The organism is Gordonia amicalis NBRC 100051 = JCM 11271 (assembly GCF_000332995.1).
In the GTDB taxonomy this organism is placed as follows: Bacteria; Actinomycetota; Actinomycetes; order Mycobacteriales; family Mycobacteriaceae; genus Gordonia; species Gordonia amicalis.
Window position 1 is genome coordinate 110,197 of record NZ_BANS01000003.1, and the last position, 18,077, is coordinate 128,273.

General features: G+C 67.0%; 18 protein-coding genes. 7 read left to right on the forward strand and 11 right to left on the reverse strand.

Annotation, left to right across the window (positions count from 1 at the left end):
- Window positions 1-3 precede the first annotated feature (3 nt).
- Both GOAMI_RS01885 and GOAMI_RS01890 read left to right on the forward strand, forming a co-directional pair.
- Window positions 4-696 (forward strand): GntR family transcriptional regulator, encoded by a 693-nt coding sequence (locus GOAMI_RS01885; RefSeq protein WP_040004506.1) that lies wholly within the window; start codon window positions 4-6, stop codon window positions 694-696.
- A 140-nt stretch (window positions 697-836) separates the two neighbouring features.
- Entirely contained in the window at window positions 837-2,465 is a 1,629-nt protein-coding gene (locus tag GOAMI_RS01890; RefSeq protein ID WP_006434689.1) for an NCS1 family nucleobase:cation symporter-1, read from the forward strand.
- 25 nt (window positions 2,466-2,490) lie between these two features.
- Here GOAMI_RS01890 and GOAMI_RS01895 read toward each other — a convergent pair whose 3' ends face one another.
- The 6 genes from GOAMI_RS01895 to mftE are packed head-to-tail and all read right to left on the reverse strand — an operon-like array spanning window position 2,491 to window position 8,095.
- Window positions 2,491-3,354 carry an LLM class flavin-dependent oxidoreductase gene (locus tag GOAMI_RS01895; protein WP_006434690.1) on the reverse strand — a complete coding sequence of 288 codons (864 nt, stop codon included), beginning with the start codon at window positions 3,352-3,354 and terminating at the stop codon, window positions 2,491-2,493.
- Between the two features lie 41 nt (window positions 3,355-3,395).
- Entirely contained in the window at window positions 3,396-4,076 is a 681-nt protein-coding gene (locus tag GOAMI_RS01900; protein WP_374978493.1) for a hypothetical protein, read from the reverse strand.
- On the reverse strand, window positions 4,063-4,494 hold the full coding sequence (locus GOAMI_RS01905; RefSeq protein ID WP_006434692.1) for a PPOX class F420-dependent oxidoreductase: 432 nt from the start codon (window positions 4,492-4,494) through the stop codon (window positions 4,063-4,065). The genes GOAMI_RS01900 and GOAMI_RS01905 overlap by 14 nt, the downstream gene beginning before the upstream one ends.
- A gap of 9 nt (window positions 4,495-4,503) precedes the next feature.
- Window positions 4,504-5,853, reverse strand: coding sequence for a mycofactocin system GMC family oxidoreductase MftG (gene mftG, locus GOAMI_RS01910; RefSeq protein WP_006434693.1), 1,350 nt, complete (start codon window positions 5,851-5,853; stop codon window positions 4,504-4,506).
- Window positions 5,850-7,388: a mycofactocin biosynthesis glycosyltransferase MftF gene (mftF, locus tag GOAMI_RS01915; protein ID WP_006434694.1), complete on the reverse strand. Its 1,539-nt coding sequence runs from the start codon at window positions 7,386-7,388 to the stop codon at window positions 5,850-5,852. The genes mftG and mftF overlap by 4 nt, the downstream gene beginning before the upstream one ends.
- Entirely contained in the window at window positions 7,385-8,095 is a 711-nt protein-coding gene (gene mftE / locus GOAMI_RS01920; protein WP_024497675.1) for a mycofactocin biosynthesis peptidyl-dipeptidase MftE, read from the reverse strand. The genes mftF and mftE overlap by 4 nt, the downstream gene beginning before the upstream one ends.
- A gap of 178 nt (window positions 8,096-8,273) precedes the next feature.
- Between mftE and GOAMI_RS01925 the strand changes: the two genes are divergently transcribed.
- Together GOAMI_RS01925 and GOAMI_RS01930 are read left to right on the forward strand one after the other, a co-directional pair.
- Entirely contained in the window at window positions 8,274-9,383 is a 1,110-nt protein-coding gene (locus GOAMI_RS01925; protein WP_006434696.1) for a CaiB/BaiF CoA transferase family protein, read from the forward strand.
- Window positions 9,384-10,016: 633 nt separating this feature from the next.
- Entirely contained in the window at window positions 10,017-11,186 is a 1,170-nt protein-coding gene (locus GOAMI_RS01930) for an IS30 family transposase (RefSeq protein ID WP_376740310.1), read from the forward strand.
- 206 nt (window positions 11,187-11,392) lie between these two features.
- Here the strand turns inward: GOAMI_RS01930 and GOAMI_RS01935 are convergent, their stop codons facing one another.
- The 5 genes from GOAMI_RS01935 to mftA all read right to left on the reverse strand — a co-directional run bounded on the left by GOAMI_RS01935 (window position 11,393) and on the right by mftA (window position 15,488).
- On the reverse strand, window positions 11,393-12,205 hold the full coding sequence (locus tag GOAMI_RS01935) for a mycofactocin-coupled SDR family oxidoreductase (protein ID WP_006434698.1): 813 nt from the start codon (window positions 12,203-12,205) through the stop codon (window positions 11,393-11,395).
- Between the two features lie 152 nt (window positions 12,206-12,357).
- Complete coding sequence (gene mftD / locus GOAMI_RS01940) at window positions 12,358-13,554, reverse strand: pre-mycofactocin synthase MftD (RefSeq protein ID WP_024497672.1); 1,197 nt, start codon at window positions 13,552-13,554, stop codon at window positions 12,358-12,360.
- Window positions 13,555-13,649: 95 nt separating this feature from the next.
- Window positions 13,650-14,942: a mycofactocin radical SAM maturase gene (gene mftC, locus GOAMI_RS01945; RefSeq protein ID WP_006434700.1), complete on the reverse strand. Its 1,293-nt coding sequence runs from the start codon at window positions 14,940-14,942 to the stop codon at window positions 13,650-13,652.
- A gap of 70 nt (window positions 14,943-15,012) precedes the next feature.
- Window positions 15,013-15,381, reverse strand: coding sequence for a mycofactocin biosynthesis chaperone MftB (gene mftB, locus GOAMI_RS01950; protein ID WP_006434701.1), 369 nt, complete (start codon window positions 15,379-15,381; stop codon window positions 15,013-15,015).
- The gene (gene mftA / locus GOAMI_RS01955; protein ID WP_040004498.1) at window positions 15,381-15,488 is read right to left on the reverse strand and encodes a mycofactocin precursor MftA; all 108 of its coding nucleotides are present in this window, start codon (window positions 15,486-15,488) and stop codon (window positions 15,381-15,383) included. Before mftA ends, mftB begins: the two co-directional genes overlap by 1 nt.
- A gap of 161 nt (window positions 15,489-15,649) precedes the next feature.
- Between mftA and mftR the strand changes: the two genes are divergently transcribed.
- From mftR to GOAMI_RS01970, 3 genes are all read left to right on the forward strand, one after another.
- Complete coding sequence (mftR, locus tag GOAMI_RS01960) at window positions 15,650-16,276, forward strand: mycofactocin system transcriptional regulator MftR (protein WP_024497669.1); 627 nt, start codon at window positions 15,650-15,652, stop codon at window positions 16,274-16,276.
- A gap of 127 nt (window positions 16,277-16,403) precedes the next feature.
- Complete coding sequence (locus tag GOAMI_RS01965; RefSeq protein ID WP_006434703.1) at window positions 16,404-17,462, forward strand: ferredoxin--NADP reductase; 1,059 nt, start codon at window positions 16,404-16,406, stop codon at window positions 17,460-17,462.
- 100 nt (window positions 17,463-17,562) lie between these two features.
- The gene (locus GOAMI_RS01970; protein ID WP_051349556.1) at window positions 17,563-17,901 is read left to right on the forward strand and encodes a DoxX family protein; all 339 of its coding nucleotides are present in this window, start codon (window positions 17,563-17,565) and stop codon (window positions 17,899-17,901) included.
- The last annotated feature ends 176 nt before the right edge of the window (window positions 17,902-18,077 follow it).

Here is an 18,077-nt window from a genome sequence, read left to right on the forward strand (position 1 = left end):
CGGATGACCGCCCGGTTGCTCGCACAGCTCGCGGAGACCCGCACGGGCAACGAGCGCGCCAATGTCCTCGAGGAGTTCCGCCGGCTGATCCTGTCCGGTGGCGCGCCTCCCGGCACCCAGATCCCACCCGCCGAGATCGCCGACGTCTTCCAGGTCAGCCCGATACCGGTACGCGAGGCGCTGAAGACGCTCGTCGGCGAGGGTCTCGTGGTGCACCGGCCCCATGCCGGATACCGCGTGAGCCAACCGTCCACCGACGAGCTCCGCGAGATCTACTTCGTTCGTGGAACCCTCGAACAGGCCGCCCTCGCCCGATCGGTCGAACTCATCGACGAGACGTCGCTCCAGATCGCCCGGGACCGCCACGCCGAACTCCTCGTCGCGGTGAAGTTCAACGACGGCAAGGCATTTCATGACGTGTCCCGCGAGTTTCACCGCGCCCTCACCACGCCGTGCGCGATGCCGCGACTGCTCAACATGTTCGAGGCGACCTGGAACCTCACCGAACCCTTCCAGATGATGCGATCGGTACCGTCGGAGACACAGGCGGCACTCAACACCGATCACGAAGACCTGCTCGACGCCTTCGCCGCCCGCGACACCTCAGCGGTCCTCGAGGTCGCGCACCGGCATCATGGGCGACTCGAGAGCGCGATCATCGAGAACGCAGACCTCCTCGACGTCCGCCACGATTGACACGCCCGGCCCCGCTGCTCACCGGTCGGAATATATCTACGCGTTCATCGGCCGGTAACAAACCGTTCCTATTTTTGTCGCATCAGCATTTCCGCACCTGAGAGCGGTTTTCCGCGCTGAGAGACACACCGGGAGAACACATGTCCACACCGACCCCTGCCGAGGCGGCACAGTCGCATCACGGCGCCGCGGGCGAGAGCGTCATCAAAGCCGGCTACGACGAGCGGCTCACCAACACTGATCTCGCGCCACTGAAAGAACAGAAGTGGACCTGGTACAACATCTTCGCGTTCTGGATGTCCGACGTGCACAGCGACGGCGGTTACGTCTTCGCCGGCAGCCTGTTCGCACTGGGTATCGCCGCCTGGCAGGTCCTCGTCGCCCTCCTGGTGGGCATCGTGGCCGTCAATCTCCTGTGCAACCTCGTCGCCAAGCCGTCGCAGATCGCGGGCGTTCCGTATCCGGTGACGACGCGAGTGTCCTTCGGCGTCAAGGGCGCCAACATCCCGGCGATCATCCGCGGCGCGATAGCGGTCGTCTGGTACGGCATCCAGACCTACCTCGCCTCGGTCGCGTTCGGTCTGCTGGCATTGAAGTTCTGGCCGGGCCTCGAACCGTGGGGTGACGTCGACCAGCACGGTTTCCTGGGGCTGTCGGTCCTCGGCTGGGCCGGTTTCCTCCTGATGTGGGTCCTGCAGGCGTTCGTGTTCTGGAACGGCATGGACACCATCCGCAAGTTCATCGACTTCTGCGGGCCGGCGGTTTATGTGGTGATGATCGTGCTCGCCGGCTACCTGATCGTGAAGGCCGGCTGGGACAACGTGAGCCTCGATCTCTCGGTGGGTGAAGGTCTGTCCGGCTGGTCGTCGACCACCATGATGTTCAGTGCGTTCGCACTGGTGGTCTCCTACTTCTCCGGCCCGATGCTCAACTTCGGCGACTTCTCGCGCTACGGAAGGAGTTTCGGCGAGGTCAAGAAGGGCAACTTCTGGGGCCTGCCGGTCAACTTCCTGTTCTTCTCGCTGCTCGTCGTGTGCACCGTCTCGGCGGCGGTGACGGTCATCGGCAAGGATGCGGACGGCAACATCATCACCGATCCGGTGCACATCGTGGACAAGATCGACAACACCACCGCCGCGGTGCTCGGTGTCCTGACCTTCGCCATCGCCACGATCGGCATCAACATCGTCGCGAACTTCGTATCCCCCGCCTTCGACTTCTCGAATGTGGCCCCCACCAAGATCAGTTGGCGCACCGGCGGCATGATCGCGGCCGTCGGCTCGGTCCTGATCACCCCGTGGAACCTCTTCAACAATCCGACCGCGATCCACTACACGATGGACACGCTCGGCGCGGTGATCGGTCCGCTGTTCGGCATCCTGATCGCCGATTTCTACCTGGTCAAGAAGCAGAAGATCGTCGTCGACGACCTGTTCACCATGAAGCCCGAAGGCACCTACTGGTACCGCAACGGCTGGAATCCGGTGGCGGTGGCCTCGACCGTCATCGCCTCCATCCTGCCGATCTGCGTCGTCATCTTCGGCACCGCCTACCAGGCCAGCTTCACCTGGTTCATCGGCGCCGGACTCGGCCTGGCGGTCTACACGCTGGGCATGAAATTCGTTCCCGCGCATCTGATCCACGGGTCGGTGCCCACGGCACACATCACCACCGACATCGCGGTCGACGCCGCGGGTGAACCCGTCGTCGACCCGACGCCGGAGCCGGCGGTCACCGAGGCCACCGCCGAGGAGACCACCACCAGCTGATCCGTGGGGCGCCGCGGTCTCGGGATCACGAGACCTGACCGAGCCCGCGCTCCGCGATCGACTCCAGGACACCCATCGGCGCCTCGTACGGTTCGGTGTCACGGGGCCAGTGCACGATGACGTCGGTGAATCCCAGTTCGGTTGCCCGCCCGACCATGTCGTCGAACAGACCGACGCTCTCGAGCGCATTGCGCGGAGACGCGTCGAGACTGAGGTACCGGTCGATCCGACGACCGGGGTACCGGCTCAGCTCCTCATCGAGGATGTCGACGGTTCGTCCGACCGCCGCGAACCAGTCGTCCAGCGTTTCCGCCGCTTGGCCGGTGGTCACCCAGGCCTCACCGTGGCGGGCCGCGAACCGCGCCGAGCGGGGTCCGTTGCCGGCGAGGAGAAACGGGACCCGGTCGCGTACGGGTCCACGCCCCAGCCGCATGTTCCGCGCCCGGTAGTACTCGCCGTCGGCGTCGACGTGGTCCTCGCGCAGGGTCCGGTCGAGGAGGCCGACGAACTCCTGGAATCGATCGACGCGCTGCCGGGCGGTCAGCTCGGGCTGCCCGAGCACGACGTCGTCCGGTGTGCCACCGGCGCCCAGCCCCAGCAGAAAGCGACCGTCCGAGATGTCGACGAGGGTCTCTACTTCACGCGAAAACGACACCGGGTGACGGAAATTGGGCGAGACCACGAACGCGCCGAGTTGGATGGCGCTGGTCACCGCGGCGGCTGCCGACAGCAGTGGCACACACCCCGACCAGCGCGAGTCCGGCAGACGACCCCAGACGAGGTGATCGTAGGTCCAGGCGTGATCGAAACCCATCTCCTCGGCCAGAATCCACCGCGGACGGGACTGTTCCCAGGTCAGGTCGGGCAGTATGCAGATGCCGTGGCGCACGCCTCGAACTCTACTGCGTCGTCCCGGTTCCCCCGGCCGGCTCAGCGATGCCTGGCCCCGGGCAGCACGACCGCCGACGCCACGAAGAAGCAGAGCGCGCCGACGAAGGTCCCGGCGGTGGCGGCGACGGCGTCGGCGGTGACACCGTCCTCGGTGACGAAAGCGCCCACCGCGGACACCCCGAACGCCACGCATCCCACCCAGTTCACCAGCACCGACCACCAGTCCCGGTCCCGAAGGTCGAGGCCACTGCCCGACGATCGCGAATACGCGACGAAGGCGACCGCGCCGCTGATGAGAAAGGCGATCGAGCCGCCGGCATCGGGCGACCACACCAGGTGGCGCTCACCGGCGACCGTCTGGGCGAACAACGCACTCGTCGTGGAGATGTTGAACAGGATGGTACCGACGGACTGGGTTGCGGCACTCAGCCATTCGGCCCGGATGGCCGATCCCGGCAGCGACGTCTCCAGCTCAGCGGGCGGGCCGCTACGCACCAACTGGATGAAGCCGGCCCCGGTGAAGAACCACGCGCCGACGAAGTAACACAGATTGACGACGTCGGCACCGGCGAGCTGCCCGAATCCGGGTGCCGATCCCAGGGCGAACAGCGCGGAACCGACCATGAAACCCCAGCACTGCTTCGGCAGGGTGGGTGCGAACGCCGCGGCGGGCCAGACACGACGCCGCGCGGTCGCCACCGACGCATCACGCCGTGACATCGAGGACCGCGATGACCTTGCTCGGTTCGATCCACACGCCCAGTTCGCCCGGGACGCCGTTGCGCGCACCGAACTCCTCGGCCCGGTCGGCACCCATGTACCGCGCCCCGCACATCGTGGCGATCCGACGCACCTCGTCGAGATCCTCGGTCACCACCGCCCGCCCCTGCACCTGGACGAACCCGTACGGGGGCTCCGGCAGGTCCACCGACATCACGGCACGCGGATCACGCAGAAGCGCACGACCTTTCGCAGTCGTGGCACCGGTGTTGAAAGCGAGGCGGTCACCGTCGACGACGAACCACACCGGGATGACGAGGGGCCGCCCGTCGGCTGCGAGGTAGCCCAGGTGCCCGGTCTTGGTTCCGGACGCGAGGAATTCACGGACGGTCGGATCGGACAGCGAGGTGGCAGACATGCATCCACCCTAGATCCGTGAGGCTATGTGCACCGCCATCATCATGATCGTGGCATGCGGACCGCTGCGGCCCCCGGTTGGCAGGATCGACCCGTCGACGATGCGCAACCCCTCGGCCCCGTACACGGCGCCGAGAGCGTCGGTCCGCACACCCATCGGCATGGTGCCCCACGCATGCTGGGAGAACCCGGGCACCGCGGCCACCGAGACGCTGTCCGGCACGACGATGCCGGCGAAGTCTGGCGAACGCAGCATCTCCACGACGCGGTCGGCACCCGCACGCATCGATGCGCTGGCCTCGGGCGAAGGTTCGCCGAACTCAAGGCGGACCCGTTCACCGTCGGCGACGAGCTTCACCGGCGACCGGCGCATCGCGGTCACCTCGACCATCGGCCCACTGGGCGGCACGCCCTCGATGTAGACCGCGAAATCATCTCGATAACAACGGATCTCGAGTCCATCGTCGGTGTGGAGCACGGTCGGCAGCACCATGCCGGGTTCGGCCGGATCCATCCGCCGATAAGAGACGGCCAACCCGCGATGCTCACCGGCCTCCAGAAACCCCGCCCCACCGAGCACCTCGAGATCCGAACCGAGCAGGAGCCGCGCGGTGCCCAGGGTGCCGGCGGCGAGTACCACCTCACCGGCGCTCACGGCGAACCGGTCGGTCGCGACACCGGTGACGCGCCGCCCGTCGGAGACCTCGAGCCGCCGGACCTCACAGTCGGCCACGACACGGAGATTCGGCCGGCGAAGGGCCGGCTCGAGATAGGCCTCGGCCGCGGTCCGGCGCAGCATCCCGGACCGATTGCCGAGCACCCGGTTCACGCCGATGACCGGCCACCGGACACCGAGCGGCCGAGTCACCTCCCACGACGACCAGTACCGCTCGAAAGCCGTTCCGGCATCGCCGAGTTCGTCGTCGGACACCGGAGAGACGCTCATCGTACCGCCGCTTCCGTCCAGCTCGGAGTAGGCGGCGTCGATCGCTTCGAGGTCCCAGCCTTCCGGCCAGTCCGCGAAGTCGTCCTGGTGCCAGCGGAGGAAGTAGCCGCCGTTGACCACCGAGGAACCACCGACCGCACATCCCCGCGCCGCGGTCAGACCGTCGAGATCGGTGGCGTGCCGGACCGCGTAGGGCGCGTGGTCGCCGATCGGGAGCCGCCGGAGGTCCCGGTCTTCCGGTCCCGGCCACCGCCCGGGTCCCCGCTCGAGCAGCACGACGTCGCGCCCGGATTCCCTCGACAGCTTCTCCGCGAGGACGCATCCGGCACTCCCGGCACCGACGATGACGACATCTGCGGTCAGACGACCATTGTCGGCCGGCTTCGGCGCGGGATGGCGGGATCGACGGGTCATCGGGAGATGACCGGGCGCAATGCCTCCGCGTCTCGGTGGGTGATGACGCCCTGCCACAGACCCGCACCGTAGGCCAGATCGTCGAGGCGACGCATCAGCAGATAACGGAACGGGCCGAGGGCCGGCGGGGTCGTCGGGTCCGCGAGGAGGTCCCGGAACCAGGACACCACCCCCTCGACGATCGCCACCTGGACCACGAGTATGCGGAAGCGTCTCGACACCAGAGCCATCAGCAATGCCACCGGCCAGTAGTGCCGGCAGATCGCATCGGCCGCCTGCAGTAACCCGAACCCGGCCGCTCGTCCGGTCAGTTGCGCCGAGACGAGAGGTGCCGAGGGCAGATCGCCCAGCCGCTTGCGGAGCCGGGTCGCGAGATGGGTCAGGATGAGCATCGCCAGCGCGGTGCCGAAGCGGGTTCGCGACAGCAGTGCGACGACGGCCGCGGCCATCGGCACCGACAACACCAGCGGGGCGGCTCGATCGCCGTGACGTGCCGCGAGGTGGGCGGCCCCGGTTCCGTAGAAGCATCGGCGAGACAGCACCGAACGCAGGTCGGTGCGGTGGTCGTGGGCCACCCGCGCGACCGGGTCGTAGCGGATCCGCCATCCCGCGGCATGCATGCGCCAGCACGCGTCGACATCCTCGGCCACCCGGAGCGACTCGTCGAATCCACAGAATGCACTGCGCCGCACCACGATTGCCGCACTGGGGACGTATGGGACCCGGGTGGAGGGCAGGACCGCCGACTCCTCCGGCCCCATGTCCAGGGACGACCAGCCGTTCTCGTAACGCTCCGCCAGCGAGGACGACTCGTCAGCCGATCGGAGGCCGACGATGCGAGGGGCCACGACCCCCACCGTCGGGTCGGAGAAGTGGGTCAGCAGTACGGTCAGCCAGTCCGGGTCGGGAACGACGTCGGAGTCGAGGAAGGCCACGAAATCGGTGGTGGCGGCCGCCGCCCCGGCGTTCCGGGCAGCGGCCGGACCACGATTGCCCTCGAAGCGGATCACACGAACGCCGGACCGCTCGGCCACGATCGGGACGCCCGAGCCGTCGTCGACGACCACGACCGTCAGACCGTCGAGGGCGTCGAGCAGCCGGTCGACACCGGCCTGATTGTCCTTGACCGGCACCACCACGGTGACATCGGCGGGTTGCGGCCCGAACATCGGCCGGGGGTTGGCGATCCCGGCGTCGAGAAGTGCACGCGCGAGACGGCGGGTCACGTTGTCGCACACCTCGATTCGACCGTCGTCGGAGGTCATCCCGAGCGCGGTGTCCGACATGCGCAGCAGTCGCGTCGGAGATCCGCCGACGAGATACCGGAAGTCACCGCCGCGCGCGGAGCGCAGATCGATCTGAACCTGGAATCCGTCGGGCAGATCAGTGCGGTTCTCCGGCGCCGCTTCCTCTGACGTGCCGGCGCCCTCATCTACGTTCCCGTCCGAAACCGGTTGTGCACCAACGGCTTCTTCGCCACTGATACCCTGGGCCGCGGCGCCGCCGCGGGGTGCCGAATCGTCGAGCGCGGTCATCCGATCCGCCCCTGCTCGTCGACCTCCCAGGAGACAAGCGCGGCAGCGAGTCGATCGGTCACCTCGGCCACCAGTCGACGTCCCTCATCGGCGGTGGCCTCGGTGGGATCTCCCAGCACACCGTTCGGGCTGACCGCGGCGACACCTCCCTCGCGCATGACCGGCAGAAGTGCGCCGACCGGCTCGCGATTGCCGGCGGCCGCCCGTGCGGGGTCGACCAACGACGGCGAGACATGCAGCAGCACAGAGGTTTCGGTGAATCCGGCATGCGCATCCGCCCCTGGGAAGGCACACGGGAACCAGGCGGCATCACGCCCCTCGTACCGGAGTCGGGTCACCGCGTCGATCAACGTCCGAGTGTTCCCGCCGTGTCCGTTGACGAACACGATGCGTCTGGCCCATCTGCAGGCGCTGCGCCCGTATTCGACGAGCATCCCGCGAAGAGCGTCATGCCCGATGGAGATCGTCCCGGCGAAGCCTTCGTGTTCGCCGCTCGCGCCGTAATTGAGGTCCGGCGCGCGGAGGATGTCGGAATCCCCGAGGCGCTCGCAGACGACGTCGGCCACCGCCGCGGCGATGCGCGTGTCGGTGTCCAGAGGCAGGTGTGGACCGTGCTGCTCGACAGAACCGAGAGGTACCACGAGAGTGATCACCTTCCCATCGAGGTCCGGCCAGCTGCACTGCCCCAGCGTCGACGGTCCTGTCATCTGACCAATGCTAGCCATCGCGCTCTCAACCTTCTGCCCCTCGGCCCAAAAACAGGGAGAAAAACGCGCCGAAATCGTCGTGCCGCCCGGCTTGACGAGCGTTCGATCGGTTGTGGAATGCTAATGCGTACGCGTGACGCCTGACACAGGTGGCAGTACAACGACCGGAGGACGACACATGAGCAGTACGACACCCCATAACAGTGGAAAACCCGGCCCACTCAGTTCGATCCGGGTCATCGAGTTCGCCGGCATCGGCCCGGGACCCCATGCGGCCATGTTGCTCGCCGATCTGGGTGCCGACGTGGTCCGGGTCCAGCGCCCCGGTTCACTCCCGAAGCCGGGCGTGAACGCCGATGCGCTGTTGCGCGGGCGTCGCGTCGTCGAGGCAAACCTGAAGGACGAGACCGATCGTGCGACGATCCTCGATCTGGTGGCCAAGGCCGACGTCATCCTCGAGGGTTTCCGCCCCGGCGTCATGGAGCGTCTCGGCTTCGGCCCCGACGACCTCACCGAGGTCAATCCCGGCCTCGTCTACGGCCGGATGACCGGCTGGGGCCAGGACGGCCCCCGCGCGAACCTCGCCGGCCACGACATCAACTACATCTCGCTCACCGGTCTGCTCCACGCGATCGGCCGCAAGGATGATCGTCCGGTGCCGCCGCTCAACCTCGCGGGCGACTTCGGCGGCGGGTCCATGTTCCTCGTCGTGGGCGTGCTCGCCGCACTGCTCGAGCGCGGCATCTCCGGCAAGGGGCAGGTTGTCGACGCAGCGATGGTCGACGGCGCTTCCGTTCTGGGACAGATGATGTGGGCGTTCCGCGGCACCGGCCTGTGGAGTGACACACGCGGCACCAACATGCTCGACACCGGCGCCCCCTACTACGAGGTCTACGAGACCTCGGACGGCAAGTACATGGCCGTCGGCGCCATCGAGCCGCAGTTCTACGCCGAGCTGTTGAAGGGCCTCGGCCTGGCCGACGCCGACCTTCCGGCACAGAACGACATCGCGAACTGGGGCAAGCTGAAGGAGATCTTCACCGAGACCTTCAAGTCCCGCACCCGCGACGAGTGGGCCAAGGTCTTCGACGGCACCGACGCCTGCACCTCGCCGGTGCTCACCTTCGCCGAGGCGCCCGGCGACCCGCACATGGCCGCTCGCGCCAACCTCGTCGACATCGACGGGGTCACCCAGGCACAGGTCGCCCCGCGCTTCTCGCGCACCCAGCCGGAGACCCCGGCCGGACCCGCCACCGAGGCCGTCGACCCGAAGACCCTCTGGGCCTGATCCGGCACCACGGACAATCGCCACTTCCCGGACGGATGCGCTGGTTCCAGCCAGCGCTCCTGAACGGGAAGTGGCGATTCTCGTTTCCTCCCGATTCGCTTCGTGACGATCTCGCTCCCCGAGGTGCGATGCCCGGCGAACTGTCGGAGATTGCGTCCGCGTGAGCACCGTCCGAGGGCATATAGCCCTCGGACGCACCTGAGGTGGACGAGATTTCCGACCGCGCGGCCCGCTGTTCACCATTCACCCCGTGAAGTCCGGTGCGCAGCGCCCTGATTGATGTCGCGCTGTGCCCGGTTTGGTGACCGGTTGGTGTTGTTGGTTGATGCCGGGAAGACGGTGAAGCAGGCGGCTGCCGAGGTGGGTCTGTCGCCGGAGCGGTGTTCGACGATTCTGAAAGCGATCGGCCGACCTGCGGGCAAGCCTCATCGTCGGCATCGGCCACCAGGGGTGGTCGATCGGGAGGTGATCGTTGCCCGGTTCATCGAGACCGGCAAGATCCTGCCGGCAGCGAAAGCTTCGGGGGTGTCGCATACAACGGCTCGCCGGGTTCTGGTGGAAGAGGGTCTGATCAGCCGCGAGGGCATCCTGCCAAAGAGTGCCGATGGCACCAAAGACCGCTTCCTGGCCCTGGTGCCGCAGGGGCGGACGGCGACTGCGGCTGCGCGCGAAGTTGGGGTTCATCCGGCCACGGGATCGGGGTGGCTGCGCGGGATACGCCATATCCGTGGCGGCCGAATTTATCCCGATGGCACGGTCGTGGACTACACCAACAAGACCGTCTACAAACAGTCGGTGACCAGTGCAGTGATCAGTGACCGGTATCTGTCGCTCGAGGACCGGGTAGCGATCGCTGACGGGCTGATCGTGAAGGATTCCTTGCGTGTGATCGCTGCCCGGATTGGCAAGCACGTCTCCTCGGTGTCTCGTGAGGTGCGGGCTTATCGTGGCGAGGATGGCCGGTATCTGCCATATCAGGCTGATCGGGCTGCGGTGGCGGCTCGCGCCCGGCCCAAGCAGTCCAAACTGGTGGTGAACGCGGTTCTGCGGGCGGCAGTCGAGGAAGGCTTGGCGCGCAAGTTGTCACCGGAGCAGATCTCGCACCGGTTACGGCGGGACCATCCTGACGACGAGAGCATGCGGGTGAGTCACGAAACGATCTATCAGGCGCTGTACTTTCAGGCTCGCGGGGGTTTGAAAAAAGAAGTGCAACTAGCACTTCGGAGTGGACGCACCCGCCGTAAACCGCAGCGCAAGCCCGGGGAACGCTACCAACGGTTCACCGACGAGATGATCATGATCAGCGAGCGTCCCGCTGAGGTGGAGGATCGGGCGGTGCCCGGTCATTGGGAAGGCGATCTGATCGTCGGGGCCCAGCACAAGTCCGCGATCGGCACCCTGGTCGAACGCAACACCCGTTACACGATGCTGTTGCACCTACCTGACGGCCACGATGCTGAAACGGTACGTGATGCGTTGATCGCCTCCATCGGCACGCTGCCCGAGCATTTGCGGGGATCGTTGACCTGGGATCAAGGGGCGGAGATGGCCGGGCACAAGCAGTTCAGCATGGCCACCGATATGACCGTGTACTTCTGCGACCCGGCCAGCCCGTGGCAGCGGGGTAGCAACGAAAACACCAACGGCCTTCTGCGCCAGTACTTCCCGAAGGGTACCGACCTGAGCATCTACGGGCCGGAGGACCTCGAACACGTCGCCCAAGAACTCAACGGGCGTCCACGCAAAACACTCGGCTGGGATACCCCAGCCGAGCGTCTGCGTAATCTAGTCACCACCCAATAGCCACCAGCGTTGCGACGACCCCTAGAAACCACCCAATCAGGGGGAACGACTTCAGCCGAGGTCGTACAGCCGGAGCGATGTCGCGTGCGACGTCATTCAGCCGGCCCGTTCGATGCGACCAATCCCTCGCTCCCTGAGGTGCGAGGAGCGTAGCGACCTCCCCCGCTCCCTGAGGTGCGAGGAGCGTAGCGACGAGCCTCGAAGGGTCAGACCTTCGAGTGCCCCATGTCGATCTGGAACTCGGCACCGGTGATGCCCTTGGCGCTGTCGGAGGCCAGATACAGCACGGCATCGGAGATCTCGTCGAGCGACGCGACCGGGTGGTAGTCCAGGATCGACGTGAAATGCGGGTTGACCCAAGGAATCCCGAAGATGCGATGTGCCTCGGTGTCGGCCACGCCCATCGGGGTGTCCACCGCGTAGGGGTGGACACTGTTGACCCGGATGCGATGGTGGCCGAGCTCCTTCGCGGCGGTCTGCGCCAGACCCACCAGACCGTGCTTCGACGCCGAGTACGACGCCTGCAGGGGCATCGCCTTCAGCCCGGCGACGGAGCTGATGATGGCGATCGAGCCGCCGTTACCGGCCTCGAGCATCGCCGGGACCGTGGCCTTCAGCGTCTTCCAGGCGCCGACGAGGTTGATGTCGACGACGTCGGTGAACTGTTCCTCGGACAGCTCCCACACCTTGCCCCAGGTGAGCACGCCCGCATTGGCGATCACGTGGTCCAGCCGTCCGAACTGTTCGACGGCATCCGCGACGAGCTGCTGCTGGAAGCCCAGGTCGCGCGTATCTCCCTGCCGCGCAAGGATCTTACCCCCGACGCCCTCGACGAGCCGGATGGTCTCGGCGAGGTCCTCGGCGGTGGCGGGCGGATAGGTCGCGCGGTCGATGATCGGACCCGCGATGTCGAGACCGACGATCGCGGCTCCCTCACGGGCGAACCGGACCGCGTGATTGCGGCCCTGACCACGGGCGATGCCGGTGATGTAGACGACCTTGCCGTCGAACTGTCCCATGGCAGAACTGTAACACGTTCTAGTTCTGCCGACGTTCCGGTTCTGCCCACGTCCGGTTCTGCCCAGGTCCGGTTCTGCACCGAGAGGCGTTCACGAACTCGCCCGCCGACCGGAGATCCGGTCGACGGGCGGGAACCGGCGGGTGCGACGCGTCAGGCGCCGAAGGACCTGGTGAAGTCGTCGGGGATGATCAGGTCGTCGGCCGAGAGCTCGTGCACGCTCTTGTGCCCCAGACCCATCAGCACGCCGTCGAGCCCCATGCGCATGAGGTCGAGGACGTTCTCGACGCCGGCCTGGCCGTTGGCAGCGAGACCCCAGAGGTACGCCCGGCCGATCATCACGGCGCGGGCACCCAGCGCAAGCGCCTTGGCCACGTCACTACCGCGACGGATGCCGCCGTCGAGAAGCACCTCGATGTCGTCGCCGACCGCGCTGGCGATGTCGGGCAGCAGGCGGATGGTCGCGGGGGTGCCGTCGAGGTTGTTGCCGCCGTGGTTGGAGACCGAGATGGCCGACGCACCGATGTCGACCGCGCGCTTGGCGTCGTCGAGCCGGGTGATGCCCTTGACCATGAACGGACCGTCCCAGTGCTCACGTAGCCACTGCAGGTCCTCCCACGTGGGCGGCGGGGTGCCCATCCACTCGCCGTAGGCACCGAAGAAGGTCGGGCCGGGGACGCCCTGCGGGGTGAGGTTGGGCGCCGTGAGGTCAGGGATGATGACCTTGCCGCCCTTGACCCAGTCCAGCGCGTAGCGCGGCTTGACCGCGATCTCCGGACCCAGACGCACGAGCGCCTTCAGGTTCACCTTCTCCGGGATCTCCGGACTGCCCCAGTCGCGTCCGACGTTGAAGACCCAGTCGGTGGTGACGATCAGCCCTTTGGCGCCGGCCGCCTTCGCCCGCTCGGCCCGCCGGAGGATGTCCTCACGGCTGCCGAGCCAGTAGATCTGGAAGAAGACCTTGTCGTTGACCGCGGTCACCTCTTCGACGGCGTGGGAGGCGAAACTCGACAGGCCCATCGCGGTACCGCGGGCGGCCGCTGCACGTGCGACGGCGACCTCACCGTCCGGATCGACGGCCTGGACACCGGTCGGCGAGATCATGACCGGGAAGGAGAGCTCCTGCCCCATCACCGACGTGGTCATCTCCCGCTCCGGCTGGGCACCGACAACGTGTGGTGCCCAACCCAATTCGGAAAAGGCCTGCACGTTGTCGTCGAGGGTCACACCGGCCTGGGTGCCGGCGACCAGCGATGCGTACACCGACTTGGGCAGCCGCTTCTTCGCACGACGCTGAGCCTCGGTGACCGTTTCGAACCAGGGGTTTCTCGCCCAGGGGTTGAGAGCCATTCTCTTACTCACTCACTCTTCTCGGATGCGGGCCGTCGCCCGCGGGATATGTTCAATGTCCCGCGATGACTCGACACACGGTGGGGCCGCGTGGATTACCGCGCGGCGGGGGTGAACCCGGCCAGCGGGTTCTCGTCACAGGACTTGGTGGGTCGTCCACCCACCGGGGTCAGGTCGCCGTCGGGACGACGGGTCATCAGCGTCAGCGGGGTGCCGCGCGAATGATCCTTGTTGGCCGTCGGTTTGGTGCGATCGCCGGCGAGCAGCTCCTCGCCGTAACCCTGCACGCACTCGGGGTCCGGTCCGGCCAGCGGCAGGCCGGTGAAGAACTTGGCCGCCATGCAGCCACCGCGGCAGGCGTCGAAGTGCGCACACTTGGTGCAGGCACCGGCGTTCTGCGGCTCGCGCAACTCGGTGAACAGATCCGAACGCTGCCAGATCTCCTGGAATCCGCCGTCGGACAGGATGTTGCCGGCGAGGAAGTTCTCGTGGATCGCGAACGGGCAGGCGTACACGTCGCCCACCGGGTCGATCAGGCACACCACGCGTCCGGCACCGCAGAGATTGAGGCCGGGCAGGCCGCCGCCGGAATCCCCGCCGAAGGCCGACAGGTGGAAGAACGAGTCACCGGTCAGCACACGATCCCCGTGTGCGACAAGCCAGTCATAGAGTTCGCGCTGCTGCTCGGGCAGCGGGTGCAGGTCGTCCCAGACGTCGGCGCCACGGCCGGACGGACGCAGCCGGGTGATGCGCAGGGTGGCGTTGTAGCGATCGGCGAGTGCCTTGAACTCGTCGAGCTGCGCGACGTTCTGCCGGGTCATGACGACGCTGATCTTGGCGTCGGCGAACCCGGCCTCGGCCAGGTTCTCGAGCGCCCGGACCGCCATGTCGAAGGAGCCCGGTCCGCGCACGGCGTCGTTGACCTCCGCGGTCGCGCCGTCGAGCGAGATCTGGACGTCGACGTAATCCGATGCCGCGAGCCGCGCCGCGACCTTCTTGTCGATGCGCAAACCGTTGGTGGAGAACTTGACTCCCACCTGATGACTGGTGGCGTAGTCGACGAGTTCCCAGAAATCCGGGCGGACGGTCGGCTCGCCGCCGCCGATGTTCACGTAGAAGACCTGCATGCGCTGCAGTTCGTCGATGATCGCCTTGCACTGTTCGGTCGACAGCTCGCGCGGGTCGCGCTTGCCCGACGACGACAGGCAGTGCACGCACGCCAGGTTGCAGGCGTAGGTGAGCTCCCAGGTCAGGCAGATCGGTGCGTCGAGGCCGCGCTCGAACTGGTCGACGAGGCGGCCGACCTTGGGCACCTGGTCGGCGGGCGCGCTCGGACGCTCGGAGGTCACGAGTTCGGCTGCGGTGGGCGGCATCTCGATGGTCGTCATCGTGTCGGTCCTAGGGTCGGGGCTGAATGCGGGGAGTCGATCGGGGCTGGCGATCGGGACGGATGCTGGATCAGGCCGCGCGGGGCGTGATCATCGCGCTGTCGGCCAGCGCCGTGAGCGCCTGGACATACAGCGGACGCTGCGCGGGCGTGATCCCCGCGGCGAGGAGGGCTGCCTCGGCGGAGTCGTGATCGGCGAGGGACTGCACGATCCCCACCACCGTGAGGTTCTTGAGGAAGGACAGCTTACGGGTACCGAAGTGGTACAGAAGGGCGCCGAAGGGCTCGGGCCGCAGCGCCACCTTCGGGTTGAGCTCCCACGCGACGAACGTGTCGAAGCCGGCTCGGGAATCGGGGGAATCGGGACCGGGGGTGTCGAACCGGACCCCGGCGACCGCAGAACGGTCGCCGGAGGTCGGATTCGATGTCGGGGCAGACATCAGTAGACCCCGCACATCCCATCGATCGACACCTCTTCGACGAGCGACTCGGCGATGAGTTCGGTCTCGGCAGAGCACTGAGCGGTGACCGCGGACTGATCGGCCATGATCCATACCTCCTTGATTCGTGATGGTGACTCGGATCACCGACGACTATAGTGGCACTCAGTGCAGAAACGCCAGAGTCAGGACGAAAACTATCCGGACGGCCAGGCAATCCGATGGAGACACCAACACGAAGAAGCAGGTCACATAGGGTGTGGTCTCGATGACGACGCAGCAACAGGACACCAGGCCGCAGCGCCCCGCGCCCGGACGACGACCGATCTCGTCGCGGGCCCGGATCAGTGCGCTCGCGATCGGCCTGTTCACCACACGGGGCTTCGAGGAGACCAGCGTCGACGACATCGCCGAGGCCGCCGGCATCGCACGTCGCACGTTGTTCCGGTACTACTCGTCGAAGAACGAGATCCCCTGGGGGGAGTTCGACGACCACCTCGGCGAATTGCGCGGACTTCTCGCACAGATCCCCGCTGACACTCCCATGGCCGACGCCCTCGTTGAAGCACTGGTCGCCTTCAACCGGGTGCCGCCGGAGGAACTCGACAACCACCGCAGGCGCATGTCCCTGTTGCTGGGAGTTCCCGCGCTCCAGGCGCATTCGATGATCATGTACGCCGACTGGCGGCACGTCATCGCCGAGTTCTGCGCGACCCGTCTCGGCCTGGACGACACCGATCACCTCCCTCAGACCATCGGGTGGTTGTGCCTGGGCGCAGCGCTCGCCGCCTACGAGCAGTGGCTGTCGGACCCCGACGCCGACCTCGAGGCACTGATCGCCGACGGCGCGCGCATCGTCGCGAACGGCGTGGCATCGCTGGCCCGCACGGCATGATCGGCGCGGCGACTACGCTGGCGACGGCATGGCCTCGTGGGACACCCACTGATTGGGCTATCCTGAAGTAGAACGTGTTCTAATTCGGTCCGGTTCGACCCGGTCCTCGACGTCGGAGAGCTGCTACATGTCTGACCTGACCCCTCATGGCTCACGCAGCGTGATCCTCACGGTGGCCGAGGTGATCGATGAGACGTCCGATGCCAAATCCATCGCCTTCGAGGTCCCCGAGACGTCGTCGGCCGCCTTCACCGACTACAAGCCGGGGCAGTTCCTCACGCTCCGCATCCCGAGTGAGCAGACCGGGTCGGTGGCCCGCTGCTACTCCCTGGCATCGTCGCCGTACACCGACGCCCGTCCCAAGGTGACCGTGAAGCGCACCGTCGACGGCTACGGGTCCAACTGGGTGTGCGACAACCTCTCCCCCGGTTCGCAGGTCGAGGTGCTGCCCCCGTCCGGGGTCTTCACGCCGAAGTCCTACGACGACCCGCTACTGCTCATCGCCGCCGGCAGCGGCGTGACACCGGTGATGTCGATCCTCAAGGCGGCGTTGAAGAAGAGCGACGCGCCGATCGTCTTCTTCTACGCCAATCGCAGCGAGGACGACGTGATCTTCGCCGCCGAGCTGCGCGACCTGCTCCACGCGCACGCCGACCGCCTCACCGTCGTCCACTGGCTCGAGACCCTGCAGGGGCTGCCCACCGCGGCAGCCCTGACATCGGTGTTCGCGCCGTACTCGACCACCCACACCGCCTACATGTGCGGTCCCGGACCGTTCATGGACGCCGTCCACAAAGCCTTGGCGCAGGCGAACTTTCCGCACCACAACGTCCACACCGAGGTCTACAACTCGCTGTCCGGCGACCCGTTCGCCGACGTCGAACTCGAGGAGGTCAGCGAGGAGGACCAGGCTTCCGCGGCCACCGTCGAAGTCGAGCTCGACGGCGAGACCCACACTCTGAGCTGGCCGCGCAAGCGCACCCTGGTCGACATCATGCTGGCAGCCGGGCTCGACGCCCCGTACTCCTGCCAGGAGGGCGAATGCGGTTCGTGCGCATGCACTCTCACCGAGGGCACCGTCGACATGGACAACGCCGGCGCGCTCGACCCCGAGGACATCGAGGATGGATACATCCTGGGTTGCCAGGCCCTTCCGACCTCGGATTCACTCAAGATCGAGTTCTGACCCGCAGTTCCGACCATCGAAGGGGAGCACCGACGTGACCACCATCCTCAGTTCCCGGCGTGACCGCTCCCGATTCAGTCCGGCGCAGCTCGCCCGCGGAATGGCCGTGATGCTCCTCGGCATCGGGGCACTCCACTTCGTGGCACCCAAGCCGTTCGACGAGATCATCCCGGAGGAGATCCCCGGCGACCCGCGAACACTGACGTATCTGTCCGGGGTTGCCGAGATCGGCTTGGGCGCCGGACTTCTCGTGCCACGGACCCGCCGCCTCTCCGGTGCGCTGGCGGCGCTGCTGTTCCTCGCCGTCTACCCCGCGAACCTCAACATGGTGCGGCTCTGGTGGGACAAACCGCTGCCCTACCGGGTCGCCGCACTGGCGCGCCTGCCGTTTCAGTTCCCGATGATCTGGGCGGCGATACGCGTGGCGCGCGAGGGCTGAGTCTCCTACGTTCCCACCGCGTCTCATCGGCCCTTCGAGGCTCGTCGCTATCGCTCCTCGCACCTCAGGGAGCGAGAACGCCGCGCCTCGCTCCTCGCACCTCAGTGCCCGCGGTCGGCGGGCCGACCGTCGTGGAGATCGAAAGAAGTCGCGTTGCCCCGAACTGTTGTCGCGCG